General features: G+C 65.6%; 22 protein-coding genes. 8 read left to right on the forward strand and 14 right to left on the reverse strand.

The window, feature by feature from the left end; translation table 11 throughout:
* Nucleotides 1-49: 49 nt before the first annotated feature.
* A complete protein-coding gene (locus M3I53_RS10245) occupies nt 50-301 on the forward strand; it encodes a hypothetical protein (protein WP_254315830.1) in 252 nt (83 codons plus the stop codon).
* A gap of 10 nt (nt 302-311) precedes the next feature.
* Here M3I53_RS10245 and M3I53_RS10250 read toward each other — a convergent pair whose 3' ends face one another.
* From M3I53_RS10250 to M3I53_RS10275, 6 genes are all read right to left on the reverse strand, one after another.
* Nucleotides 312-1,457 carry a hypothetical protein gene (locus M3I53_RS10250; protein ID WP_254315831.1) on the reverse strand — a complete coding sequence of 382 codons (1,146 nt, stop codon included), beginning with the start codon at nt 1,455-1,457 and terminating at the stop codon, nt 312-314.
* 627 nt (nt 1,458-2,084) lie between these two features.
* Entirely contained in the window at nt 2,085-2,477 is a 393-nt protein-coding gene (locus M3I53_RS10255) for a hypothetical protein (RefSeq protein ID WP_254315832.1), read from the reverse strand.
* Nucleotides 2,478-2,557: 80 nt separating this feature from the next.
* A complete protein-coding gene (locus M3I53_RS10260; RefSeq protein ID WP_254315833.1) occupies nt 2,558-3,229 on the reverse strand; it encodes an RraA family protein in 672 nt (223 codons plus the stop codon).
* Entirely contained in the window at nt 3,226-4,266 is a 1,041-nt protein-coding gene (locus M3I53_RS10265) for an amidohydrolase family protein (RefSeq protein ID WP_254315834.1), read from the reverse strand. The genes M3I53_RS10260 and M3I53_RS10265 overlap by 4 nt, the downstream gene beginning before the upstream one ends.
* A 34-nt stretch (nt 4,267-4,300) precedes the next feature.
* Nucleotides 4,301-5,629: an MFS transporter gene (locus M3I53_RS10270; RefSeq protein WP_254315835.1), complete on the reverse strand. Its 1,329-nt coding sequence runs from the start codon at nt 5,627-5,629 to the stop codon at nt 4,301-4,303.
* 170 nt (nt 5,630-5,799) lie between these two features.
* Nucleotides 5,800-6,699, reverse strand: a complete 900-nt coding sequence (locus tag M3I53_RS10275) for a LysR family transcriptional regulator (RefSeq protein ID WP_254315836.1) — start codon at nt 6,697-6,699, stop codon at nt 5,800-5,802.
* A gap of 137 nt (nt 6,700-6,836) precedes the next feature.
* On the opposite strand from M3I53_RS10275, the gene M3I53_RS10280 reads away from it, so the two are divergent.
* The 3 genes from M3I53_RS10280 to M3I53_RS10290 are packed head-to-tail and all read left to right on the forward strand — an operon-like array spanning nt 6,837 to nt 10,890.
* On the forward strand, nt 6,837-8,141 hold the full coding sequence (locus M3I53_RS10280) for a cytochrome c (RefSeq protein WP_254315837.1): 1,305 nt from the start codon (nt 6,837-6,839) through the stop codon (nt 8,139-8,141).
* Nucleotides 8,138-8,599, forward strand: coding sequence for a (2Fe-2S)-binding protein (locus M3I53_RS10285; RefSeq protein WP_254315838.1), 462 nt, complete (start codon nt 8,138-8,140; stop codon nt 8,597-8,599). Before M3I53_RS10280 ends, M3I53_RS10285 begins: the two co-directional genes overlap by 4 nt.
* Entirely contained in the window at nt 8,596-10,890 is a 2,295-nt protein-coding gene (locus M3I53_RS10290) for a molybdopterin cofactor-binding domain-containing protein (protein ID WP_254315839.1), read from the forward strand. Before M3I53_RS10285 ends, M3I53_RS10290 begins: the two co-directional genes overlap by 4 nt.
* 20 nt (nt 10,891-10,910) lie before the next feature.
* Here the strand turns inward: M3I53_RS10290 and M3I53_RS10295 are convergent, their stop codons facing one another.
* Nucleotides 10,911-11,198: a hypothetical protein gene (locus M3I53_RS10295; RefSeq protein ID WP_254315840.1), complete on the reverse strand. Its 288-nt coding sequence runs from the start codon at nt 11,196-11,198 to the stop codon at nt 10,911-10,913.
* A gap of 160 nt (nt 11,199-11,358) precedes the next feature.
* On the opposite strand from M3I53_RS10295, the gene M3I53_RS10300 reads away from it, so the two are divergent.
* Both M3I53_RS10300 and M3I53_RS10305 read left to right on the forward strand, forming a co-directional pair.
* Nucleotides 11,359-12,768, forward strand: a complete 1,410-nt coding sequence (locus M3I53_RS10300) for an MFS transporter (protein ID WP_254315841.1) — start codon at nt 11,359-11,361, stop codon at nt 12,766-12,768.
* Between the two features lie 21 nt (nt 12,769-12,789).
* Entirely contained in the window at nt 12,790-13,785 is a 996-nt protein-coding gene (locus M3I53_RS10305) for a GlxA family transcriptional regulator (protein WP_254315842.1), read from the forward strand.
* Between the two features lie 22 nt (nt 13,786-13,807).
* Here the strand turns inward: M3I53_RS10305 and M3I53_RS10310 are convergent, their stop codons facing one another.
* The gene (locus tag M3I53_RS10310) at nt 13,808-14,761 is read right to left on the reverse strand and encodes a GlxA family transcriptional regulator (RefSeq protein WP_254315971.1); all 954 of its coding nucleotides are present in this window, start codon (nt 14,759-14,761) and stop codon (nt 13,808-13,810) included.
* A gap of 142 nt (nt 14,762-14,903) precedes the next feature.
* Here M3I53_RS10310 and M3I53_RS10315 point away from each other — a divergent pair, with 142 nt between their 5' ends.
* Nucleotides 14,904-15,707 carry an SDR family oxidoreductase gene (locus M3I53_RS10315; RefSeq protein ID WP_254315843.1) on the forward strand — a complete coding sequence of 268 codons (804 nt, stop codon included), beginning with the start codon at nt 14,904-14,906 and terminating at the stop codon, nt 15,705-15,707.
* A gap of 54 nt (nt 15,708-15,761) precedes the next feature.
* Here M3I53_RS10315 and M3I53_RS10320 read toward each other — a convergent pair whose 3' ends face one another.
* Genes M3I53_RS10320 through M3I53_RS10335 form a run of 4 tightly spaced genes read right to left on the reverse strand, consistent with a single transcriptional unit; the run spans nt 15,762 to nt 20,455 of the window.
* Nucleotides 15,762-16,748: an ABC transporter permease gene (locus M3I53_RS10320; RefSeq protein WP_254315844.1), complete on the reverse strand. Its 987-nt coding sequence runs from the start codon at nt 16,746-16,748 to the stop codon at nt 15,762-15,764.
* The gene (locus M3I53_RS10325; RefSeq protein ID WP_254315845.1) at nt 16,745-17,725 is read right to left on the reverse strand and encodes an ABC transporter permease; all 981 of its coding nucleotides are present in this window, start codon (nt 17,723-17,725) and stop codon (nt 16,745-16,747) included. Before M3I53_RS10325 ends, M3I53_RS10320 begins: the two co-directional genes overlap by 4 nt.
* A complete protein-coding gene (locus tag M3I53_RS10330) occupies nt 17,722-19,290 on the reverse strand; it encodes a sugar ABC transporter ATP-binding protein (protein WP_254315846.1) in 1,569 nt (522 codons plus the stop codon). Before M3I53_RS10330 ends, M3I53_RS10325 begins: the two co-directional genes overlap by 4 nt.
* Nucleotides 19,291-19,327: 37 nt before the next feature.
* The gene (locus M3I53_RS10335; RefSeq protein WP_254315847.1) at nt 19,328-20,455 is read right to left on the reverse strand and encodes a sugar ABC transporter substrate-binding protein; all 1,128 of its coding nucleotides are present in this window, start codon (nt 20,453-20,455) and stop codon (nt 19,328-19,330) included.
* Between the two features lie 389 nt (nt 20,456-20,844).
* Here M3I53_RS10335 and M3I53_RS10340 point away from each other — a divergent pair, with 389 nt between their 5' ends.
* The gene (locus M3I53_RS10340) at nt 20,845-21,588 is read left to right on the forward strand and encodes a FadR/GntR family transcriptional regulator (RefSeq protein WP_254315848.1); all 744 of its coding nucleotides are present in this window, start codon (nt 20,845-20,847) and stop codon (nt 21,586-21,588) included.
* Between the two features lie 4 nt (nt 21,589-21,592).
* On the opposite strand, the gene M3I53_RS10345 is transcribed toward M3I53_RS10340, so the two are convergent.
* Both M3I53_RS10345 and M3I53_RS10350 read right to left on the reverse strand, forming a co-directional pair.
* The gene (locus tag M3I53_RS10345) at nt 21,593-23,227 is read right to left on the reverse strand and encodes a methyl-accepting chemotaxis protein (RefSeq protein ID WP_254315849.1); all 1,635 of its coding nucleotides are present in this window, start codon (nt 23,225-23,227) and stop codon (nt 21,593-21,595) included.
* Nucleotides 23,228-23,242: 15 nt separating this feature from the next.
* Nucleotides 23,243-23,551, reverse strand: coding sequence for a hypothetical protein (locus M3I53_RS10350; protein WP_254315850.1), 309 nt, complete (start codon nt 23,549-23,551; stop codon nt 23,243-23,245).
* Between the last annotated feature and the right edge of the window lie 17 nt (nt 23,552-23,568).

Here is a 23,568-nt window from a genome sequence, read left to right on the forward strand (position 1 = left end):
CGCTTTGTAGTCGTTGTTGCCTTCTGGCCCGCCATCGCAGTGTCTTGCGATGGCGGGCCAGTTGGATTTCTGGCGTGCTTTCGGCGTTCGCAACGCCTCGCGTTGCGCCTTGTTAAGCGTGGATGCGCAACGCGACCTCTCCGTCGCTCGCCGGCAACTGCAGCTGCACGCCCAACTCTGCCGCTTGCGCCTTCAGGCCGCCGGCGTCGCGCAGTTCGGGCCATTGCCGGCCGAAGTGGTCGAAGCGACAAAAAAACCAGCGGACGATTTTCACGTCCGCTGGCTGCATGACAAGGCCTGAAGCTTTGCGGCTACTGCGTCGAGAACACCGATATCCCGCCATTCGGGAATGCCGCCGACCCGGGCTGGTACGGCACGAAGACCTCCCCGAGGCCGCTGTCGATGCCGACCGAGTGCGCACCCGTACCCACCGCGACGGTATAAATGAGCTTGCGCGTCGCGCCGTCGATCACACCCATGGTCGGCGTAAAGCCCGAAGACGCCGCGGTGCCGCTCGTGACGTAGTGGCGCGCAGGCAGGAAGTAGCGGTTCGACGCGGGATCATAAGCCACCTGGTCCACGCCGCCGAACGGCACGGACGCGAGTTGCGTGCCCGTATTGCGATCGAGGATCAGCGTAATGAGCGGATCGCCCGCAGAAGGATCGCAGCCAATCAACACGTCGCTGTTGGGACCGAGCGCAATGCCCGCGGGGCCGCATTTGCCAAGCGCAAACGCCTTGCTCACCGCAGGCGCGCCCGACGTGACCGAACTGGCGCTGATCACGTCGAGTTCGCCGTCGGGGTTGGCGGCGGTTCCGTCGTTGTTGATGAGAAAGTTCTTCGAGGCCGGATCGTACACGCACGCTTCGAGGCCTGAAGAGCCGTTGAATACCAGTTTGTTCACGACGGCCTGCGTTGTGGTCGAAATGAAGGTCACATAGGGCGGCGTGTCGCCGGGGCTCGCAAACATGACGAGATGATCGTCGGGATCGTAGCAACCTTCATCGACGCGCGAGCCCGACGTGCTGATGGGGATCGTCTTGACCGTTTGCATCGCGGACGTGTCGACGATCTTCACGCTATCGACGTCCCCTGCGTACAGCGTATTCGTTCCGGTCACGCCCACGATGCCGTCAGGTCCGGACGCATCGGTGCTCGCACCCGCACCGGTGAAGTTGCCCGGAATCTGCCCGAGCAGCGCTTTCGTTTTGGTATCGACGACATCGACGGACTTGTTGTTGCGATCAGCCAGATAGTACCGGCCCCCTTCCACATAGCTGATATCGAAACTGAACGCCGGACTAGTCGTATTGGGCACGGTAATGTTCGAGAGCAGTTTTGGCGCGGACGGTGTGACCGCGGCCGACGCAGGGTTGGAACTCGAAGAATCCGAGCCTCCGCAACCGGCAACGGCCACTGTCGTCACGAGTAGAAAGGCCAATAAGGGTTTATTCATCAGACGGCTCCTTTGAGCAGCAGAACAGGTGGATCAACACGCGAATGCCTCACGGAATCTGCGGGAGCGCCTCGATGAATCGTCATCGCACTGTGGCTCACGTCATCCATGTCCTTGAAGCGGCCGAATGGCGGGCTTCGATATGGACGTAAGGATGCGCAAGGAGCGGTAACAATGCACAGCAAAAGAAATTAATCGTTTCCATTTAAAAACACGTATGAATGTATGGCTGTAGAAACTTATCGGCGAATAGAACCAGCGCGCCCAGTAAGTTTCGGTTCACGTCTTTATTTATTGAATGAAAGTCAGAATTGATCCCATGGGGGAAAGAATTTCGGGCATGCTGCGCCGCGCCATTTCCTGTATCGCAATGGTGTGAGGGCATTGAAGCGCGAGCTTGAGCTTGTCGTCGAGACTTTGATGCGAGGGCACATCGATACGCGGAGTTTGACGCGGTGTCGGTTGAGCCGCGTGCGACCGGGACACCTATGTAAGGTTCGGTTGTGAAGTCGAAAGCGACATTCGCGGCCATTCGAGCATCAAGCCGCCAGAAATAAAATAGAGGCCAGGGAAAAGCCTGACCTCCATTTGATTCACCAGGAATATAAGCGCGCGCGAATCAGAAGTTCAAAGCGGCACATCCTCGATCAAACGCGCTTTCAACGCGCGGATGCGCTGATCGACGAAATAGCCGCCGCCCTCCGTATAACGAAGGTAAAGGCGTCCGCACAGCGTGCATTTCCACACCCCGCAACGATTGTACGGAAAGTACCGGGGCGCAATCGGCGCATTTTCCGACCAGTAGCTCGCCTCTCCCGGCAGATGTTCGGCGAAGGTCGGTTCGGCTTCGTCCGCGCTAACGAGCGTGCCGATCTGTTCCAGTTGCCGCTCGTCGAGCGAGAGCGGCTGCGATTGCCAGCCATCCAGTGGCGTCTTCGTGCAGGTGCAAGGCTGCGGGTGAGTTTGCTCCGCGTGTTCGGCGAGTTCGCGCAGTGCGGCGGCGTCAAGGTATCGGGTCATGGAACAAGAGTCGGTCTGCGGTTGAGCGAGGGAGCACTGGCTCCAGCGCGCATCTTAACGTCCGAAGCCGTCTGGCTTCATCAGGCGCCGCTTCTCATGCGCTCGATGTGTGGCATCACCCATGCGCGGTCGAAGCGCCCTGCGGCGATCGCCTGCAATGCGGCGGCCTCCTTTTCGCCCTGCCTGCGCGCGCCCGCAATGACGGTCTCCACATCGACGGGCGCGATGGCGAGCAAGCCGTCCTCGTCGCCCACGATGATGTCGCCCGGATTGACGACCATCCTGCCGATGGTCACCGGCACGTTGATTTCGCCGGGCCCGTTCTTGTAGGGTCCGCGATGCGTCACGCCGCGCGCATACACTGGAAAGTCGCGCTGGCGAATCGCGCCGACGTCGCGGATCGCGCCGTCGATCACGAGCCCCTGCACGCCGAGAGTTTCCGCGTAGCTCGACATGATGTCGCCCATCAAGGCCTGGGTCAGTTCGCCCGCGCCGTCGATCACGAGCACGTCGCCCGGCCGGCAGAAGTCGAACGCGCGATGGATGGCGAGATTGTCGCCGGGACGCGTGCGCACCGTCACCGCCGTGCCCGCCATCGGCCTCGGCTTGTGGAACGGCTGCAGTCCGAGAATGCCGCTCGAGCGCGCCATGTTGTCGCTCAGGAGCGACACCTGCAGTTCGCGCAACGCGGCGAGCGTCGCTGCGCTGGCCTGCGGGGCAGATTCGTGTTCGCGCCAGCCGATCTGGTTCATTTCGTAATCCCTTCCAGTGCGGTTTGTTGTTCGATCTGCGCGGAAAGACGGCTGTATACCGCACGCGCGTTGCCTTCGTAAATGCGTTGCCGGTCGGCGTCGCTGAGCCATTCGATCGCGTCGATATAGCGGCGCGTGTCGTCGTAGTAGTGGCCGGTTTCGGGATCGATACCCTGCACCGCGCCAATCGTCTCCGAAGCGAACAGGATGTTCTCCACCGGAATCACCCTGGCGAGCAGGTCGGAACCCGGCTGGTGATAAACGCAGGTGTCGAAGAACACGTTCTTGAGCAGGTAGTCCCTCAGGAGCGGCCGCTTCATGTCCTGCGCCAGACCGCGATAGCGACCCCAGTGATACGGAACCGCGCCGCCGCCATGCGGAATGATGAAGCGCAAGGTCGGGAAATCGGCGAACAGGTCGCCCTGCAGCAGCTGCATGAACACCGAGGTGTCGCCGTTGAGATAATGCGCGCCCGTCGCATGAAAGTTAGGATTGCACGACGACGAAACGTGGATCATCGCGGGCACGTCGAGCTCCACCATGGCCTCGTAGAGGGGATACCACGAGCGGTCCGTGACCGGCGGCCCGGACCAGTGCCCGCCCGAGGGGTCCGGGTTGAGGTTGCAGCCCACGAAGCCCAGTTCCTCCACGCAGCGGCGCAACTCGGGAATGCAGTTTTCCGGCGTCACGCCCGGCGCCTGAGGCAGCTGGCAAACACCCACGAAATGCTGCGGGAACAGCGTGCACACGCGATGCACGAGATCGTTGCACTCGCTGGACCACAGCGCATTCGCCGCTGCGCCCGCCAGGTGGTGGCCCATGCCCGCGGCGCGCGGGGAGAAAATCGTCAGGTCCGTGCCGCGCTCGCGCTGAATGCGGCGCTGGCCATTTTCGATGCTTTCGCGAATCTCGTCGTCGCTGATCGACGGGCGCAGCGGCACCGGCGTGCCGTCCTTGAGCGCGGCGATCTGTTTCGTGCGCCAGGCTTCGTGCTGCGGTGGCGAGGTCGTATAGTGACCGTGGCAATCAATGATCATGTAGCAATTCCATCAGGTGTACGGACGATTGAGATCAGCTTTCCGTCGCTTCGTCGTGGCCAACCAGCGCCGGGTTCGATGCGCCGCGCTCGGCGGGTTTCACGCGCATCACGATGGCGATGAGCGTGGCGACCACGAGGAAAGCGGCAATCGTGAGCAACGCGAGCTTGAAGTTGCCGGTGGCGTGACGCACGAGACCGATGGTCCACGGCCCCACCACACCGCCGAACTGTGCGATCGTGTTGATGAGGGCGATCGTCGCCGCGCCCGCAGCGCCGGTTCTGAACGAAGCGGCAAGGCTCCAGAACAGCGGGTTGCCCGCATAGATGAAGAGGCCCGTCAGGCAAAGGAGCGCATACGCGAGCAGCGGATTCGGCGCATACGCGCTGCCCGCAATCGCCAGTGCGCTCATGCCGTACACGAATGCCAGGTGGTACTTGCGGTCGCCGGTGCGGTCCGAGCTGCGGCTCACGAGGTACGTGCCGAGCACGCCCAGGAGCGGCGGCGCGGCGGAGAGGAAGCCCACTTCGATGTTGTTGAGGTGCCCCAGGCTTTTCACGATCCGCGGTAGCCATAGGAAGAGCCCATAAATGCCGACCAGCGCGCAGCCGAACAGACACGCAAGGCTCCAGACGCGAATGTCGCTCGCCACCTTCAGCAGCGGAAAATGCCGATGGCCGCCCAGCGCCTCGCGCTCGGTGGCGAGCGTGGCTTCGAGCCATTGCTTTTCTTGCGCGGAAAGCCAGTCGGCGTCGGCCGGGCGCTCCGTCATGATGCGCAGCGTGACGAGACCGAGCAGCATGGCAGGCACGCCTTCGATAATGAACATCCACTGCCAGCCGTGCATGCCGAGCACGCCGTTCGCATAAGTCATGACGGCGGTCGAGAGCGGGCCGCCCAGCACGGCCGAGAACGACCCCGCGATGATGTACCCACCCACGGCGCGGGCGCGGTAGCGCTCAGGAAACCAGTAGGTCAGATACACGGCGATACCCGGCAGAAAGCCCGCTTCCATCACGCCCAGCAAAAAACGCAGCACGTAGAAGCTCGATGCGTTGAATACGAAGGCCGTTGCGGCCGCAACGGCACCCCATGTGAGCAGAATGCGCGCGATCCAGCGGCGCGCGCCCACACGGTGCAACAACAGATTGCTGGGCACTTCCAGCAGCATGTAGCCGACAAAGAAAATACTGCCCGCAAAGCCGAACACGGCCGGGTCGAAGCCCATGTCCGAGTTCATGTCGAGTGCTGCGAAACCGATATTGATACGGTCCAGATAGTTGAAAAACATCATGCAGAAAAGGAGCGGTACGAGCCGCTTGTAAACCTTTCGCATGGTTGCTGCTTCGTCGAACTGACTCATGCTGTCTCCGCCTCATGGCGACGGGCGGTGCCGTCGCTGCATCGTTATCGGCCCGCAGCAATGAGCGCTGCCGGCGGCCCCCCCGCGAGACAGGGCGCCTGAGTTTCGATAATAAGAAGCGGGAGGCGTCGAGTCCAAGACGCGATACTTATGCTTCTATAAGCGTGCGCTTATAGTGTGCTCGTGAGCGGCGGCGGCAGGCATTCGAGAAACGCGCGCAAATGCGGCGAGGCGTCGTCGCTGCGGAACGTCGCGGCCAGCACGGTGCGCTGCGCAGCGCCGGGGCCCGTGAGGTGGCGCGCCACGACGTCGGCGCGGCCATGACGCGCCACCGACTCGCCCACCACCGTCACGCCGAGCCCCGCCGCGACGAGCGCAATGGCGGTCTGGATCTCATAGGCCTGGTGTGCGACGAAGGGCGTCACGCCCGCGTCGCGGTAGAGCGCCTGAACCGTGCGCTTGAACTGCGCGTTCTGATGCTTCGGGTAGAGGATCAACGGCGTATCGGCGAGTTCGTCGATACGCACCTTCTTTCGTCTGGCGAGCGGGTGATCCGACGCCATCAACACCACGAGCCGCTCGCGCAGCAGCGGCAAGGTCGTGTAGCCGGGCACGGCGAGCGGCTGCCTCCCAATGCCGATATGGATGCGCATGTCGCGCAGCGCGTCGGTCTGCTCGTCGGTCAGCATTTCGAACAGCTTGAGTTCGACCTGCGGATACGCCTGATGAAACGCCTTGAGCGCGGGCGGCAGGACGCTGTACATCGACGAGCGCGTGAAGCCGACACTGAGCCAGCCGCGCCGGCCCACGCCGATCTCCAGCGCGCCATGCGTCACCTCGGCGAGCGAACCGAGAATCTGCCGCGCTTCGGTGGCCAGGTACTGGCCCGCTTCCGTCAGGCGCAGCGGGCGGCGCGTGCGATCGATCAGTTGCGTGCCCACCCGGTCCTCGAGGGCGCGTATCTGCTGGCTCAAGGCGGGCTGCGCAATGTGCAGACGCTCCGCTGCGCGGCTGAAGTTGAGTTCCTCGGCGAGTGTCACGAAACACTGCAGGCCCCGAAGCTCATTCATCCCGTCATCTCCGTATCGATTTGCCCTGCATCGTAATACAGCGAGCAAGCCACGAGCCAGGCACGTCGTTTGCTCGCGATCGAACGACGCTGCCGATCGCCATGTTGAGCGATGGCCCTCTCGGCTCTGGAGGCTCGATGAAAGGCAGGCGGGTACGGATGGCGGGCGTGGCCGTTGTCCTTCTTGCTCTCGCTGCCGCCTTTGGCGGCCACGCCGCGCGTGCCGGGGAGCGAGGGCTCGCACCGGTGGCCGCCCCCTCGCCGCCGACGGGCGACGCCGCGGCCATCGCGCGCGGCGCGAAGCTCGCGGCCATCGGCAACTGCATGACGTGCCATACCGCGACGGGCGGTCAGCCGCTCGCGGGCGGTCTGCCGCTGCAAACGCCCTTCGGCGTGATCTACTCGACCAACATCACCCCGGACAAGGACACAGGCATCGGCGACTGGTCACTCGACGCGTTCACGCGCGCGATGCGGCAAGGTGTGTCGCGCGACGGGCATCTGCTCTATCCCGCGTTCCCCTACCCGCACTTCGCGCAGATGAGCGACGCCGATATCGCCGCGCTCTATGCGTGGCTGATGAGCCGCGCGAGCGTCAACGCGCCGGCGCCGCACAATGCGCTGATTTTTCCGTTGGGGTTTCGGCCACTCATGGCGGTGTGGAATAAGCTCTATCTGCCGGCTGCGTCTGCTGTCTCTGCTACGTCCTCGACGGACACACAATCGCCGGAGGTCGCGCGCGGCCGCTATCTCGTCGAGAGCCTCGGTCATTGCGGCGCGTGCCATACGCCGCTCAATCGTCTCGGCGCCGAGCGCCGCGACCATGCGTTGCAGGGCGGCACCCTCGAGGGCTGGGACGCGCCCGCGCTGACCGACCTCACGGCACGCCCAAGACCGTGGACGCAAGCACAACTGACGAACTACCTGCGTACGGGCTACGCCAGCGAGCACGGCGCAGCGGCCGGCCCGATGCGCACGGTGACGCGCTCGCTCGCCGACGCCTCTGCCGAAGACGTCGACGCCATCGCCGCATATCTGCTGACACTGCAGTCCACCCCGAATGCCGCCGCGCCGCCTCCCGCCGCCAGCGTCCATGTCTCGACCGCAGCCCCCAACGGCGCTACCCTGTTTGCCGCGGCCTGCGCGTCGTGCCATGGCGAAGGCGCGGCGATGTCGGTCGACGGCCATCGTCCATCGCTGTCGCTTTCCACCGCCGTCAACGCCGACAGCCCCCGCAACATCGTGCGCATCCTGCTCGACGGCATCGCCTGGCACGAGAGCGAAGCTGGGTCTTTCATGCCGCCGTTCGCCGGCACCTTCACGGACACGCAGATCGCAGAGCTTGCCAACTACACGCGCGCGCGCTTCAGCGCGTTCGGCCCGTGGTCCGCGCTCGACGCTCAGGCCGTGGCGCGTTTTCGCAAGGAAAGCTCATCACGATGATTACACTCAACGTCAACGGCGTCAGCCATTCCGTCGATGCCGATCCGTCCACGCCGCTGCTCTACGTGCTGCGCAACCAGTTGCGGCTCAATGGCGCGAAGTTCGGCTGCGGGCTCGGGCAATGCGGCGCATGCACGGTGAGCGTGGGCGGGGAGCCGGTGTTCTCGTGCCTGCTGCCGGTCATGGCAGTGGGCGAGCGCCCCGTGCGCACGGTCGAAGGACTCGGCAGCGCGGATCGTCCGGGGCCGCTACAACAGGCCTTTATCGACCAGCAGGCCGCGCAATGCGGCTACTGCATCGCGGGCATGATCATGCGCGCGCAAACACTTCTGGAACGCACGCCGCACGCCACCGACGACGAGATCCGCCGATATATGCAGCCGAATCTGTGCCGCTGCGGCACGCACATGCGCATCCTCGCGGCGATCCGGCAAGTGGCGGCAGGCACGCAGTCATGAACCGCGCCCGCCCATCCTCTTCGTTGGACCCTGGCGCTCCCGACGATGCCGCGCGCCGCCGTTTCCTCGTGGGTGGGTCGCTCATGGTGAGCTTCGCCATCGTGCCGGGCATGGCCGCCATCGCGCAAACCACCACCGAAGCCGGCACCTTCCACGCGAGCGCGCCGAAGCTGCCCGGCAGCCTCAAGACCACGCCATCGCTCGACGCGTGGATCAAGGTCGGACCCGACGGCCACGTGAGCGTGTTCACGGGCAAGGCGGAGCTGGGCACCGGCGTTCGCACGGCGCTCCTGCAACTCGCCGCCGAAGAACTCGACCTCGCGCCTCATGCGATCGAACTGATCACGGCCGATACGGCCGCCACGCCAAACGAGGGCTACACGGCAGGCAGCCACACGATGGCGGACAGCGGCACGGCCATCCTCAACGCGGCGGCCCAGGTGCGCACGCTGCTCGTCGCGAGCGCGGCGGCGCAGTTGGGCGTCGATGCCGCCGCGCTCACCACGCGCGGCGGCGCGATCCTCGCCGCCGACGGAAGGCGCGTGACCTACGGCGAGGCGGTGCAGCATGCGAACCTGCATCAGGACGCGCAGCCCAACGCTGCCAGGAAGCCGCCCGCACAGTACGCCGTGATCGGGCACACGCTGCCGCGCGTGGATATTCCGGGCAAGGTCACGGGCGGCGCGAGCTATGTTCAGGACCTGCGGCTCACCGGAATGCTGCATGCGCGTGTCGTGAGGCCGCCTTCCTATGGCGCGCGGCTCGTTGCCGTCGACAGCGCGCGCGTGGCGGCACTCCCCGGCGTCGTCAAGGTCGTGCGCAACGGCGATTACCTGGCCGTGGTCGCCGACGACGAATGGCGCGCCATCGTCGCGATGCGCGAACTCGCGCTCGCGGCGCAGTGGCAGGCGGGCCCAGCACTACCTGATCCGGCCGGCATTCACGCGTTTCTGATGAAGCTGCCCGCACAGGAAATCGTCGTGGCGGACCAAAGCGCGCCCGCGAGCCCCCCGGCGGTGACGTTGAAAGCCCGCTATTCGAAGCCCTATTTGACGCATGGATCGATCGGGCCGTCGTGCGCGCTCGCGCAACTCGACAACGGCGTCATGACGGTCTGGACACATACGCAAGGCGTCTACCCTTTGCGCGCCGGCATTGCCGAGATGCTTGGCATGCCGCGCGAGAAGGTGCGCTGCGTTCACGTGGAAGGTTCGGGCTGCTACGGACACAACGGTGCAGACGACGTTGCCGGGGACGCCGCGTTCATCGCCCGCGAGCTGCCGGGCCGCCCGGTGCGCGTGCAGCTCATGCGCGAGCAGGAACACACATGGGAGCCGTTCGGTCCCGCGATGACGGTGGATGCGAGCGCATCGCTCGATGCCGGCGGATCGATAATCGCCTGGCAATACGAACTATGGAGCAATACCCATAACAACCGCATCGAGAATGCGGGCCGTCTGTTGCCCGCGCAGCTGCTCGCGCAACCCTTCACGCCCGCGCCGCCCAAGCCGATTCCCATGCCGGAAGGCGGCGGCGACCGCAACAGTATTCCGCTCTACCGGGTGCCGCGCCTGCACGTTCAGAATCACTTTCTGCCCGATATGCCGATACGCGTTTCGGCCATGCGCTCGCTCGGCGCGCATATGAATGTGTTCGCCATCGAGAGCTTTATCGACGAGCTTGCGGGTGCCGCGCAAGCAGACCCTGTCGCGTTCCGCCTGAAGCATCTCTACGATCCGCGCGCGCAAGCCGTCATCCATGCCGTGGCCGATCGATCCGGCTGGCGAGCGCATGGCTCGCGTGCGACGCACCCTGACGTGCGCGCGTCCGGCTCCGGTTTTGCTTTCGCCCAATACAAGAATCTGATGGCCTACCTTGCCATTGCGATGGACGTGACCGTCATGCGCGATACCGGCGAGGTGCATGTGGAGCGCGTGGTGGCGGCCATCGACTGCGGGCAGATCGTCAATCCGGATGGCGTGCGCAACCAGGTCGAAGGCGGCATTTTGCAGTCCACGAGCTGGACGCTCTTCGAGGAAACGCGTTTCGACCGTGAACGTATTACGAGCTTCGACTGGAGCACTTACCCGATCATGCGCTTTGCGTCGGTGCCGAGGCGCGTGGAGGTTCTGTTGATCGATCGCCCCGGCCTGCCGTTCCTCGGCGTGGGTGAAGCGGCGCAAGGACCGGCCGCGGCGGCGCTCGCCAACGCGATTGCCGACGCGACCGGTGTGAGAATCCGCGACTTGCCGCTGCTCGGGGAGAAGTCGCGCAATGCGCTCAAGGCGTAGCGAAACCGCCGCGTGTTTCGCTAGTGCTTTTTAGGCGGCAAAGGCTGGTCGAGGCCCGGCTCGACCGGCGTGGGTACCGCGTCACCTACCGGCCTGGAAATGTCGTTGTTCGGCGCCCGATCTTGCTCGCCCGGGTCCTCGCCCGCCTCTTCCGCTGGCGTAGTCTTGGGTGGCAACGGCTGATCGAGGCCCGGCTCGGTAGGTGCAGGCACAGCGTCCCCAATTGGCTTGGGCATATCCGTGCCGCGCGGTTCCGTTGCATCGTCGGGGTGTTCGGGACGCTCTGACTCGTCGGACTGGTTGCTCATCGTATCGACCTCCCTTCGCGATGGATATCGCATGGTCCCGCCACATCATGCAGGGACCGTGCCAGCGAAGGGTGCGCCAACTTCAGTAGAATGAGGGTCACTGAGCGCCGAATCCGGCGGCCGACGAAGAATCACGCCCGGAAATCCTGGAACACGCCTGATGCCGCACGCCCTCGATCGCCGCACCGCCGTCGCATTCCTTGTGGCCGCAACGTTCTTCATGGAGAACCTCGACGCCACCGTCATCACCACCTCGCTGCCCATCATCGCCCGCGACTTTCACACGGCGCCCGCGTACCTCTCGATCGGCGTCTCCGCGTACCTCGTCGCGCTCACGATGTTCATCCCCGTGAGTGGCTGGTTCGCCGAGCGGTTCGGTGCGCGGCGCGTATTCGCCACGGCCATCACGGTATTCAGCGTGGCCTCGCTGCTTTGCGCGCTGAGCACGGGCCTGTTCGCCTTCACCGCCGCGCGCGTGCTGCAGGGTCTGGGAGGCGCGATGATGGTGCCGGTGGGCCGCCTCGTCGTGCTGCGCGACACGCCGAAGCACGAGATCGTGCGCGCCATTGCGATCCTCACCTGGCCCGCGCTGGTCGCGCCGATTCTCGGACCGCCGCTCGGCGGCTGGATCAGCACGCACTGGAGCTGGCACTGGATCTTCCTGCTCAACCTGCCGCTCGGCGTGGCCGCGCTCGTGGCCGCCCTGCTGCTTCTGCGCGACGAGCACACGCAACCGCGCCGCTTCGATACCTTCGGCTTCGTGCTGAGCGGCCTCGGCTTCGCGTTCGTCATGAGCGGCATCGAGATGGCGAGCCGCTCCGACGTCACCGCGCCCGTGTCGATCGGCACCTGCGTTGCGGGCATTGCGCTGTTGGCGGCGGCCGTCGTGCATTTGCGGCGCGTGCCGCATCCGCTGTTCGATCTCGCGCCCGTGAAGATCAACACGTTTCGCGTGACCGTGTTCGGCGGCTCGCTGTTTCGCACGGCCATCGGCACCGCGCCGTTTCTGCTGCCGCTCATGTTCCAGGTCGCGTTCGGGTGGAGCGCCGTGGCTTCGGGCGCGCTGCTCCTATGGCTGTTCGCCGGCAACCTGTGTATGAAGCCGGGCACTACGTGGGTCATGAACCGCTTCGGCTTTCGCACCGTGCTGATCGGCAACGGCGCGCTGGTCGCGCTCGGCTTCGCGGGTTTCACGCTGCTCGGGGCCGACACGCCGCGCGTCGTCGTGGCCGCGTTGCTGTTTTTCAGCGGCCTCGTGCGCTCGATGCAGTTCACCGCGCTGAACACCATTGGTTTCGCCGACGTGCCCCAGGCGCAGATGCGCGACGCGACGACCCTCTTCTCCGTGCTCCAGCAGATGAACGCCGGCATGGGGATCGCCGTGGGCGCGCTGGCGCTTTCGGTTGCCGAGGCGCTGCGCGGCACCGGCAGGGCAAGCGCCGCCGACTTCCATCTCGCGTTCTGGTTCATCACGGGGCTCGCGGCCCTGGGCGTGGTCGACAGCGTGCTGCTGCCGCGCAGCGCGGGCGCGCATCTTCTCGCCCGCCGCCAGCGAGCCTCCCATCCCTGACTCCGTTCTTCGTTCAACACGATGCTGACTGTTGCGCTACTCGTCTTCCCGGGCGTCCAGGCCCTCGACGTGTTCGGCCCTACCGACGTCTTCTCGGAGGCCAATCGCCTGCTGCCGCCCGAGGCGCAATACCAGCTCGAACTGATCGCAACGGAACGCGACACCGTGCGCTGTTCCAGCGGTGTGCGCATCGGCGCGGACCGGTACTTCGACGCAGCGGGCGGCCACTACGATTTGCTGCTCGTTCCGGGCGGACCCTCGCTCGTGGAGCAACCGCTTGCCGATGCCGCGCACGCGTGGCTGCGCAAAGCCAGCGCGCGCGCCCGACGCTTCGGCTCCATCTGCAACGGCGCGCTGACGCTGGGGCGCGCGGGCTTGCTCGACGGCCGCACCGCAACGACGCACTGGAACGACGCAGCCGCGCTCGCCGCGATGTGCCCGACCGCGAACGTCGAATTCGACCGCATCTTCATTCAGGACGGCAATCTCTATACCTCGGCGGGCGTGACCGCGGGAATCGATCTTTCGCTGTATCTGTTGGCTCAGGACCACGGCCCCGAAATCGCGCTGAACGTGGCGCGACGGCTCGTGGTATTCGTGCAGCGCGCGGGAGGCCAGTCGCAATTCAGCCCATATCTCACGCCCTACGCGGAGGCGACGTCGCCCATCGCGCAGGTGCAGCAGTATGTGCTCGGGCATCTGAATGAAGATCTGGGCGTGGAAGTGCTCGCCGACGTTGCGAAGATGAGCAAGCGAAACTTCGCGAGAATCTTCGTGCGCGATACCGGCGCGACGCCCGCCGAATTTGTCGAGAGCGCACGCATCGACGCGGCGCGCGTGATGCTGGAAAACAGCACGGCCCCGTTGAAGACAGTGGCCTTTCGATGCGGCATGCGCGACGCCGACCATTTGCGGGTGGCATTCAGGCGCAAGCTGGGCACCACGCCGCAGCAATATCGCGCGCACTTCGGCGCTGTCACAGCAAAGGCCAACCGCAGCGCAAAACCCCAAACGTAGCCGCGCGCTCGAAACTACGCGCCTACGCTCCCGCACGCACCTCGCGGCGCACCGCCTGCGGCGGCACGCCGAAGCCGCGCACGAACGCCTCGCGCATGTGCCGCCGGTCGCGAAAGCCCGTCTCGCGTGCAATGACATCGAGCGGATGCGTGCTCTGCTCGATCATGAGCCGCGCCGCCTCGAGGCGCAGGCCCTCCACGGCGCGCGCCGGCGACTGCCCCGTTTCCGCCGCGAACACGCGGCTGAACTGGCGCGGGCTCAGGTGCACGGCCTCTGCAAGCTGCTCCACCGTCAGCGCGCTGCTCAGATTGCGGCGCGCGTAGTCGAGCGCATTCTGGATGCGGTCCGATTTCGGCGCGAGCGCGAGCATTTCGGAATGCTGCGACTGGCCGCCCGAGCGGCGCTGATGCATGACGAGCTTGTGCGCGACCGAGCGCGCCACTTCCGCGCCGAGGTCGCGTTCGACCATGGCGAGCGCGAGATCGAGCCCCGCCGTCATGCCCGCGGAAGTCCAGACCGGACCGTCGACGATATAGATGCGGTCGTCTTCCACACGCACTTCGGGAAAGCGCTGCTGTAGATCGCGCGCGTAGTACCAGTGCATGGTGGCGCGGCGGCCGTCGAGCAGGCCCGCCTCGGCCAGCACGAAACCGCCCGTGCAGATGCCCGCCACCCGCCGCGCCCTGCCGCCCGCGCGGCGCAGGAACGCCAGCAAGGCGGGCGCCGCGTTCACGGTACGCGGGTCGTTCACGCCCGCCACGAGCCAGGTGTCCACGCGGCTGCGCACGGGCGCGGGAGTGCGCAATGTGTCCACGCTCATGCCGAGCGACGACCGCACTGCGCCCCCCTCCACCGAATAGTTCTCGACCGCGTAGAACGGCGAGGCGGCCACCATGTTCGCGTATTCGAAAACGCTTTGCGTCGCGAGCGCCATCACCTGGAATCCGTCGCTCAAAAGGTAGCCGATGCGGTGCATGTCGTGCTCCTGTCGCTGCATGTCCTGAATCGTGACCATATACGTCATTTGCGTCACGGTCAATGGCGGCCAGAATGCATTCACAGCAGCGCCACTTGCACGTTACCTAACCACTCGCGCCGCTACGCAAAGGAGCTTGATCATGACCCAGCAAACCCATCGCGGCACCGCGCTCGTCACCGGCGCATCGTCCGGCATCGGCGCCATCTACGCCGCGGAACTCGCGCGCAATGGCTACGACCTCGTGCTCGTAGCGCGCAATCGCGACCGGCTCGCCGCGCTCGCGGAGCGCATCACGAGCGAAACCCGGCGCGATGTGGAAGTGCTCGCCGCCGATCTGAACGACCGTGACGATCTCGCCGCCGTCGAAGCGCGCCTGCGCGACGACGCCAGCCTCACGCTGCTCGTGAACAACGCGGGCATCGGCACGCACACGCCGCTCATGGAGAGCGACGTCGATTACATGACGCGCATGATCGAACTGAACGTCACCGCGCTCACGCGGCTCACGTATGCGGCCGTGCCGGGTTTCGTCGCACGCGGCCAGGGGGCGATCATCAACATCGCCTCCATCGTCAGCATCGCACCCGAGGTCCTCAACGGCGTCTATGGCGGCACCAAGGCCTTCGTGCTCGCGTTCAGCCAGTCGCTGCATCACGAACTGGCGGGCATGGGCATCCGCGTGCAGGCGGTGCTGCCCGGCGCCACGGCCACGGAGTTCTGGGAGACGGGCGGCCTGCCGCTGGAGCATCTCGATAGCGCGATCGTGATGTCCGCGCAGGACATGGTGAGCGCAGCCCTCACCGGTTTCGAGCGCGGCGAAACCGTGACGATTCCTTCGCTGCACGACGTGGAGCAATGGAACGCGTTCGAGACGGCGCGCCGCGCGATGTCCACGCAGCTGTCCAGCAACACGCCCGCGCCGCGCTATCGCGTCGCGCAGTGATGTTCCGGTTCGATCAGGGGGATTGAGCGTGAAGCGGGGGCTCGCCCCCGCGCCCTAGACTTCGCGCTTGCTGCGCCCGTACAGCAGCAGCATGGCCGCGATCACCACGCCGTAGATGATCTGCCGCCCCGCCTCCGGCATCTGCGCGACCGAGAGAATGGACTGCAGCAGCGTGATGAGGATCGCGCCCGCGACCGTGCCGAGGTACGACCCGCGGCCGCCCAGAATGGAGGTGCCGCCCAGCACCACCGCCGCGATCGCGGGCAGCAGGTAGGCGTCGCCCATCGACTGCGCGGCCTTCGACGCATAGCCCGCGAGCAGCACGCCGCCGAACGCGGCGAAGGCGCTGCACACTGCGAACGCGGCGACCGTCACGAGCCGCGTATCGATGCCGGAAAGATACGCGGCGCGCTCGGTGTTGCCGATCGCGTACAGCGTGCGCCCGAAGGTCGTGCGCGAGAGCAGGAACATCGTCGCGGCCCCGATCACCACCCACAGCGCCACGGCATTCGGCACGCCCGGCAAGAGCCAGCCCGCGGCGAGCCAGCGCATGACTTGCGGCGCCGAGTCCTGCGGCGACGAGCCGCCCGTATAGACGATCATGATGCCCTGCGCGACCGCGTTGGTCGCGAGCGTCGCGATCATCGAAGGAATACGCAGGAGTGCGACGAGAATGCCGTTGACGATGCCGATCAGCACGCCGCAGCCAATGCCGACCGGAATCGCGAGAATCTGCCCGAGTTCGCCATGCCCGGCGACGGCACAGGCCATCATCGCGCCTACCGTAATTGTCCACGGCAACGAGAGGTCGATGTGACCGAGCAGGATCACCATCATCAATCCGGTCGCGATGATGCCGAGAAACGCGCCGACCTTCAGTTGCAACAGGATGTATTCCGGCGAAGTGAAGTTGCGCGAGTACATCCCGCCGACGAGCAGCAGCGCAGCGATGCATCCGAACGAGATCAGGATCGGCTTGTCGATCCTGCGCGTGAGCCGCGACACGAAGGTGGTGCGGGTGCTTGCAGAGACGCCGCTCATTGGAACCACTCCAGACGGTTGCGCACCCTGAACAGCCCGCATGCGCCGATCGCGACAGCCAGCAGGAGAATCACGCCCTGGAATAGCGGCTGCCAGAGCGCGTCGACGTTGAACACGAACAGCAGGTCGCCGATGGAGCGGAACGCGAACGCGCCGAAGATCGCGCCGATCGCGCTGCCCTTGCCGCCGAGCAGCGACACGCCGCCGATCACCACGGCGGCAATCGAAAAGAGCGTGTACGAGTTCGCGCTGCCGAGGCTCGCTTCGCCGGTGTCGGTGAAGAAGGTCAGAAACAGGCCGCCAATTGCGGCGAGCAGGCCCGCCAGCGTATAGCTCGCGAACTTGGCGCGGCGGATCGGCATGCCGGAGAGGAAGGCCGCAGGTTCGGACGAGCCTGTCGCATACGCCGCGCGGCCCACCGCCGAGCGTTTGAAAGGAATCCAGACGATCACCACGGTCGCGATCAGGATCAGCAGACTCGCCGGCACGGCGCCCGCGACTTTGCCGGTCAGTGCGTCGGCGAGATCTTCGTTGATCGTGCCGCCGGGCACGGGGCGCAGCAGCAGCGCCAGCCCGTAAAACACGGCGCCTGTCGCGATCGTCGTCACGATCGGCTGCAAACGGCCGAAAATGATGATCACGCCGTTGAGCGCGCCGCACAGCGCGCCCGCCGCGAGCACGCCGACGATGCCGAGCGCGCTGTGGAGCGCGTCGCCCGTGACGATCCACGAGCCGATGCAATTCGTCAGCACGAGCACCATGCCGATCGAGAGGTCGATGCCGGCCGTGAGCACGACGAGCGCCTGCCCCATTGACACCAGCGCGAGCAGCACCGCCTTGTTCGCCGCGGTCTGAAACACGTTCGCCGATAGGCTCGACGGATAGTTGACGAGGTAAATCGCAAACATCAGCACGAACAGGCCGAACGCGAACGACGTCCCGCGATTTTCCGCATACCAGTAACGCAGCCCGCTCATGGCGCGACTCCCTTGGAAGGCGAATCCTGCGCAACCTGTCCGACTTGTCCAACCGGCAGGTCCAGTGCGCTCGCGATCAGGTTCTGTTCGGTGATCGCCGGCCCGACGAGTTCCTTCTTGATCCTGCCTTCGTACAGCACGAGCACGCGGTCGCAGCAGCCGATCAGTTCGTCATAGTCGGTCGAATAGAACAGGATCGCGGCGCCTTCGTCGGCCAGGCGCCTGAGCAGCTGATAAAGCTCCTGCTTGGTGCCCACGTCGATGCCGCGCGTCGGGTCGCTGAGCAGCAAAATCCTCGGCTCGCGGATCAGCCACTTCGCGATGACCACCTTCTGCTGGTTGCCGCCCGACAGCGAACCCACGGGCGCGTCGACGCCGTGCGACTTGATCGCGAGTAGCTCGATCATTCGGTCGACGAAGGACTGCTGACGATTGCGATCGATCACGCCCGCGCTCGACATGCGATCGAGCGCGGCGAACGAGAGGTTCTCGCGCACCGACATCGGCAGCATCAGGCCTTCGGTCTTACGGTCCTCCGGTATCAGCGCCATGCCGATTCCCTTTGCGCGCGCGGCAACGGGGCTGCCGATCGACTCGGCCTTGCCGTCGATCTCGATCTTGCCCGCGCAGCCGCGCAGCACGCCGAACAGCGCGAGCAACAGTTCGCGCTGCCCTTGCCCGTCGAGACCGCCCAGTCCGAGAATTTCACCGGGCTGCAGCGAAAAGCTGATGCCCTGCAGCGTGTCGCTCCACGCGAGATCGTGACAGGCGAGCACCGGCGGGCGCTCGGCCTTTTCCGCGGGTTTGTCGGGGAAGACATGCTGGTACTTCCGCCCGATCATCATTTCGATGACCTCATTGTCCGTTCGCGTGCCCGCCTCGAAGCTCATCACGTGACGGCCATTGCGATATACCGTGCATTCGTCCGCGAGCGCCTTCACTTCGTGCATGCGGTGCGAAATGAAGAGCAGTGCGAGCCCCTCTTCGCGCAGGCGCTTGAGCACCTCGATCACGCGCGCCACGTCGGCGGCGGTCAGCGCCGAGGTGGCCTCGTCGAGAATCAGGATGCGCGGTTCGTGCGCGAGCCCCTTGGCCAGCTCGACCATCTGCTGGCGCGACAGCGGCAGGTCGCGCACTTTCGCGAGCGGATTGATGTCGGCCGCGCCCGCGCGGGCCAGCGCTTCCTCGGCCTGGCGGCGCTGGGCCCGGCGGTCGATCATGCCGAAGCGGCGCGGCGGGTTCGACGCGAAGATGTTGTCGGCCACGCTCAGGTCGGGGATCAGCGACAGCTCCTGATACACGCAGACAATGCCGGCCGCGTTCGCCTCTGCGGGCGAGGCGAACGAAACTTCGCGGCCATCGAGGTGCATCACACCCTCGTCCGGCTGCACCACGCCGGACATCACCTTCAGCAGCGTGGATTTGCCCGCGCCGTTCTCGCCGAGGATCGCGTGAATGCGACCCTTTCGCACCGCGAGTTCCGCGTGATCCAGCGCGACTGCGCCGCCGTAGCTCTTCGACACTCCAGACATCTGAAAGAACGGCTGCTCTCCACCCTGCTGCATGCTTCGCCTCCCGTCACGTCACGCGGCAATCACGCGGTCACTGGTTGCCCTGGCTCTGCTTCATGATTGCCTGAGCGGAGAAGTTGATGCCGCAAGTGGGAAACGAGTTGCCCACGAAGAAGTTGTCCGACTCGTTCGGGAAATAGTTGGTGCCCGCCTTCAGCATCGAATCGTCGGTGACGTCCAGCGGCAGCTTGATCGCCACGGGAATGGTCTGTCCATCGAGCGCCGCGAGCGCCGTCTTGATCGCCACGGCCACCTGCGCGGGACCGGTGCCCGCCGACGTGCACTTCAGACCCTGGGCGCCGTACTGCGCGCAGAACTTGCGAAAGCCGTTCTCCGTCTCGCCGCCGAACGGCACGAACGGATGTTTCGCATCGATCATCGCGCGCACCACCCCCGTGTCGCCGCCCTGCGCCGAAATGCCGTCGAAATGGCCCTGCACGGCGATGGCGTCGGCGGTGGCCTTCTGCGCGACCGCGTCGTCCCACTTGCCGTAGACCTGCACGACGTTCCACTTCTTGCCGGTCTCGTCGAGCGTCTTCGTGAAGCCGTTGTGGCGGTCCGTGTCGACCGAGGTGCCGGCCACGCCGCGGACTTCCAGCACCTTGCCGCCGTTGGGCACATGAGTCGCGAGCCACTTGGCCCACAGCACGCCGAGCCCGTACTGGTCGACGTCCACGTTGATCGCGTCTTCGCTGTCGAGCGTATTGTCGAACGCGACCAAGACGACGCCGGCCTTCTTCGCGCGGCGGATCGCGGGTCCGAACGAGGCGGGATTCTGCGCGTCGACGATGATCGCGTCGTAGCCGGCGTCGATGAAGTTGTTGACGGCCGAGATCTGCGCGGGCACGTCCTCGCCCGTCGAGACGACCTTGAACTCCTTGAGCTTGGCGGCGACGGCCGGTTCCGCCGTATAGGCCTTGGCCGTCTTGATCATCTGGATGCGCCAGGTGTTGGCGATGTAGCCGTTCACGAGCGCAACGCGATACGGCCCGCTCTTCTTCGGATACTTGATGAATTTCGTGTCGGTCTTCCAGGGGACCATGCAGGTGGGGTCGCTGGACGGACCGGAAACGATCGATGCCTGCGCGAATGCCGCGCTCGCGCACAACGCCATAGCCGCGGTCGCCGCCGCTCGAAGCACGTGGATTCCTGAAAGCATGTTGTCTCCTTTTTGTCGGATAGAACTTACTGATTGCCGGCACACCGGGGTCGTCGGGAATGGCCGACACCGTGTGCGTGACGCAGGGAATCTTGCTGGATGTGCTGCAGCGGGACTGGACCGGATGCGCCGGACCAGCGCAATGACCTCTTCAAAGGCGTCCCCTCGAAGCAAAACGACGGGCATGCGTGAACGCCTCCCCGTTTGACAGTACTGGCATACCAATCCGCGCGCGATAGTGGTTTACCACTGGACCCGGCGCAGGCCCGATTGGCCGGCAATCGGGCGGAAACCCGCGCCATCCGTAAGCTTGGCGGCGCGGCAACTGGTGTACCATTCTGCGAACTTCAACCGCCGCCCGGCGGCTTCGACGCTTTCGAGAATCCTGGATGGCCGATCTTTCGCACACGCCAACCGGTCGTGCCGCCGATGCGGACGCAACCGACCGCTCCTACGTCGGCCTCGCGAAACAGATCTACGACCTGATCGCGGCAGGCGACGTCGGGCGCGCGCCGGGCGCGCCTCGCGCCCGCCTGCCCTCGGAGCGCACGCTCGCCGAGCGTTTCGGCGTGAGCCGCACACAGGTGAGAGAGGCGATCATCGCGCTCGAAGTGCAGGGCGTGGTCGAGGTGCGCGTGGGGTCGGGCATCTATGTGGCCGACGCGCAGGAGGCGCGCGCCATCGCGTTCGAACTGCCGCGCGGGCCGGGACCGATCGAGACGCTGCGCGCGCGCGAAGTGATCGAGAGCGGGATCGCGGCGCTCGCCGCGACCGAACGCAAGGATTCGGACCTCGACCGCCTATTCGCCGCGTTGCGCGCGATGCGCGAAAACATGGACGACAAGGCCGCGTACGAGGCCGCCGACCGAGAGTTCCATCTGGCGATCGCGGGTGCGACTGGAAACGACATGCTGCGGCAGGTGGTGAGCGCGATGTGGGACAACTCTCGCGCCGACCCGTTGTGGAAAAAGATCGAGGAGCACTTCCATACGCCCGCGTTACGCGCGGCTTCGCAGGAAGATCATCAGCGCATTTTTTCGGCCATCATGGCGCGCGACGCAGAGGCCGCGCGTGCGGCGATGCAGGCGCATCTCGCACGCGTGATCGGCGAATTCACGCAGGCCTGGCGTTAGCCGCTTATGCCGCCGCAGGCAGCGCGCTTTCCTCGTGCGCAACCGCCAACGGTGTGACGGGCGGCGTCACGGGCAGCGTGTCCGCCGTCTCGCTCACGCGGAACGTCGCCACGGCCTCGGCCATCTGGCTCGCCTGCTGCTCGAGCGACTCGGCGGCAGCCGCTGCCTGTTCCACGAGCGCCGCGTTCTGCTGCGTGACCTGATCCATCTGGCTCACCGCGGTCTCGACCTGCTCGATGCCGGCGCTCTGCTCCACAGTAGCCGAGGCGATCTCCTTCATGAGGCCCGACACCTTGTCCACCGAAGCGACGATCTCGGCCATCGTCGCGCCCGCCTCGCCGACGAGCGAGCGGCCGTTGCGCACGTCGTGCACCGAGGCGTCGATCAGCGACTTGATCTCGCGCGCCGCGGAGGCGCTGCGCTGCGCGAGCATACGCACCTCGCCCGCGACGACGGCGAAGCCGCGCCCCTGCTCGCCCGCACGCGCGGCCTCGACCGAAGCGTTGAGCGCGAGAATATTGGTCTGAAACGCAATGCCGTCGATGATGCCCGTGATGTCCGCGATCTTGCCCGAGCTGCGGCTGATCTCCTCCATCGTGTCGATCACCTGCTCGACCACACGTCCGCCGCGCTGCGCAACGTCGGCCGCCCCTGTGGCGAGCGCACTCGCAGCGTTCGCATGCTGCGCGTTCTGACGCACGCTCGACGTGAGCTGCTCCATGCTCGACGCCGTCTGCTCGAGCGACGCAGACTGCTGTTCCGTGCGGCTCGACAGATCGAGATTGCCGGCCGCGATTTCGCGTGCGCCCGTGTTGATTGCATCGCAGCTCGATCGCACGCTGCGCACCGTGTGGCTCAGGCCGCCCTGCATGCGCCGCATCGCGCCGAGCAACTGACCGATTTCGTTGCGCCCGCCGCCTTCGATGTGGACCGAAAGATCGTTCGCTGCGATCTGGTTGAGCACTTCCACCGCCTCTTTGAGCGGTGCCGTCACGAGGCGGCGCAGCGCGATATGGGTTGCAACGACGAGCGCCAGCGCACCCAGCAAACCCACCGCCACCATCGCCATCACCCAGTTGTGCTCGCGCCCGGTCTGGTCGAGCGTCGCGCGCGTGGCGGCATCGGCGTTCGCGCGCAGTGCGGCCACGCTCGCTGAAAACTGCGTATTCGCATTGGCGACATCCCCGGCGGCCAGCGTGGCATAGGTTGCCGTATCGCCGGATTCGAGCGCAGTGGCCGCGCGCTGCAGCGCCTGGCCGAGCGCGCTCCACGCGCCGAGCAACGCATCGCGCTGCTGGGCCGCATCGGCATCGAACGGTGTGCTCTCGCGCAGCGCGGTGCCGTGCTTCGCGGCCTGATCGAGGAGATCGCGTGCTTCCTGCTGCGCGCGCTGTTGCGCCTCGGCGGCGCCTTTCTCCTTCTCGGCCTGATAGGCACGAGCCAGTGCCGTTTGCGCAAGCGCCGCGTCCTCCCGCAAGGCGAGCGCGAGCGCGTCCTGGCGCGCAACTTCGTGGATGAAACGCGCCGAGTCGTCGGCGCGGCCGATCATCAGGACACCTACCGCTGCACCCACCACAAGCATCGCCGAAAACGTACAAAGCACGATCAGCAGCCCTTTTCGAATCGTCAGATTACGCATTACCTTATTCCCGCTTCAGGGCCTCAACGTGGTTGGCACTGCATCGCCGCCCAGCCGGGTCAGCAGCATGTTTGCCTGTTCGATCAGCGTGGCGCGGTATTCGCCGGGCAACAACACGTCGTCGGCCACGGCCATCGCTTCGCCAAGCTGCGCGCGAAACGCGAGGATCGCGCGTTCGATCTGTGCCGTGGACAGTTGCGGCAGCACCGCTTCGACGAACTTCGTCATCACCACCACACTCGCGCCAAAGCGCGAGATGGCCTTGCCATGCGCGTTCACTAGCGCGGTCATCGAGTTCAACAACATCTCGTCACTGGTGCTCACGGGATTCTCCAGATACT

It is taken from the genome of Paraburkholderia sp. CNPSo 3272, from assembly GCF_024206495.1.
Taxonomy (GTDB): Bacteria; Pseudomonadota; Gammaproteobacteria; order Burkholderiales; family Burkholderiaceae; genus Paraburkholderia.

Excerpts from the sequence above, each read along its gene's own strand:
- M3I53_RS10245 (WP_254315830.1), top strand. The coding sequence starts at position 50 with ATGGCGGGCCAGTTGGATTTCTGGCGTGCTTTCGGCGTTCGCAACGCC.
- M3I53_RS10250 (WP_254315831.1), bottom strand. The coding sequence starts at position 1,457 with ATGAATAAACCCTTATTGGCCTTTCTACTCGTGACGACAGTGGCCGTT.
- M3I53_RS10255 (WP_254315832.1), bottom strand. The coding sequence starts at position 2,477 with ATGACCCGATACCTTGACGCCGCCGCACTGCGCGAACTCGCCGAACAC.
- M3I53_RS10260 (WP_254315833.1), bottom strand. The coding sequence starts at position 3,229 with ATGAACCAGATCGGCTGGCGCGAACACGAATCTGCCCCGCAGGCCAGC.
- M3I53_RS10265 (WP_254315834.1), bottom strand. The coding sequence starts at position 4,266 with ATGATCATTGATTGCCACGGTCACTATACGACCTCGCCACCGCAGCAC.
- M3I53_RS10270 (WP_254315835.1), bottom strand. The coding sequence starts at position 5,629 with ATGAGTCAGTTCGACGAAGCAGCAACCATGCGAAAGGTTTACAAGCGG.
- M3I53_RS10275 (WP_254315836.1), bottom strand. The coding sequence starts at position 6,699 with ATGAATGAGCTTCGGGGCCTGCAGTGTTTCGTGACACTCGCCGAGGAA.
- M3I53_RS10280 (WP_254315837.1), top strand. The coding sequence starts at position 6,837 with ATGAAAGGCAGGCGGGTACGGATGGCGGGCGTGGCCGTTGTCCTTCTT.
- M3I53_RS10285 (WP_254315838.1), top strand. The coding sequence starts at position 8,138 with ATGATTACACTCAACGTCAACGGCGTCAGCCATTCCGTCGATGCCGAT.
- M3I53_RS10290 (WP_254315839.1), top strand. The coding sequence starts at position 8,596 with ATGAACCGCGCCCGCCCATCCTCTTCGTTGGACCCTGGCGCTCCCGAC.
- M3I53_RS10295 (WP_254315840.1), bottom strand. The coding sequence starts at position 11,198 with ATGAGCAACCAGTCCGACGAGTCAGAGCGTCCCGAACACCCCGACGAT.
- M3I53_RS10300 (WP_254315841.1), top strand. The coding sequence starts at position 11,359 with ATGCCGCACGCCCTCGATCGCCGCACCGCCGTCGCATTCCTTGTGGCC.
- M3I53_RS10305 (WP_254315842.1), top strand. The coding sequence starts at position 12,790 with ATGCTGACTGTTGCGCTACTCGTCTTCCCGGGCGTCCAGGCCCTCGAC.
- M3I53_RS10310 (WP_254315971.1), bottom strand. The coding sequence starts at position 14,761 with ATGCACCGCATCGGCTACCTTTTGAGCGACGGATTCCAGGTGATGGCG.
- M3I53_RS10315 (WP_254315843.1), top strand. The coding sequence starts at position 14,904 with ATGACCCAGCAAACCCATCGCGGCACCGCGCTCGTCACCGGCGCATCG.
- M3I53_RS10320 (WP_254315844.1), bottom strand. The coding sequence starts at position 16,748 with ATGAGCGGCGTCTCTGCAAGCACCCGCACCACCTTCGTGTCGCGGCTC.
- M3I53_RS10325 (WP_254315845.1), bottom strand. The coding sequence starts at position 17,725 with ATGAGCGGGCTGCGTTACTGGTATGCGGAAAATCGCGGGACGTCGTTC.
- M3I53_RS10330 (WP_254315846.1), bottom strand. The coding sequence starts at position 19,290 with ATGCAGCAGGGTGGAGAGCAGCCGTTCTTTCAGATGTCTGGAGTGTCG.
- M3I53_RS10335 (WP_254315847.1), bottom strand. The coding sequence starts at position 20,455 with ATGCTTTCAGGAATCCACGTGCTTCGAGCGGCGGCGACCGCGGCTATG.
- M3I53_RS10340 (WP_254315848.1), top strand. The coding sequence starts at position 20,845 with ATGGCCGATCTTTCGCACACGCCAACCGGTCGTGCCGCCGATGCGGAC.
- M3I53_RS10345 (WP_254315849.1), bottom strand. The coding sequence starts at position 23,227 with ATGCGTAATCTGACGATTCGAAAAGGGCTGCTGATCGTGCTTTGTACG.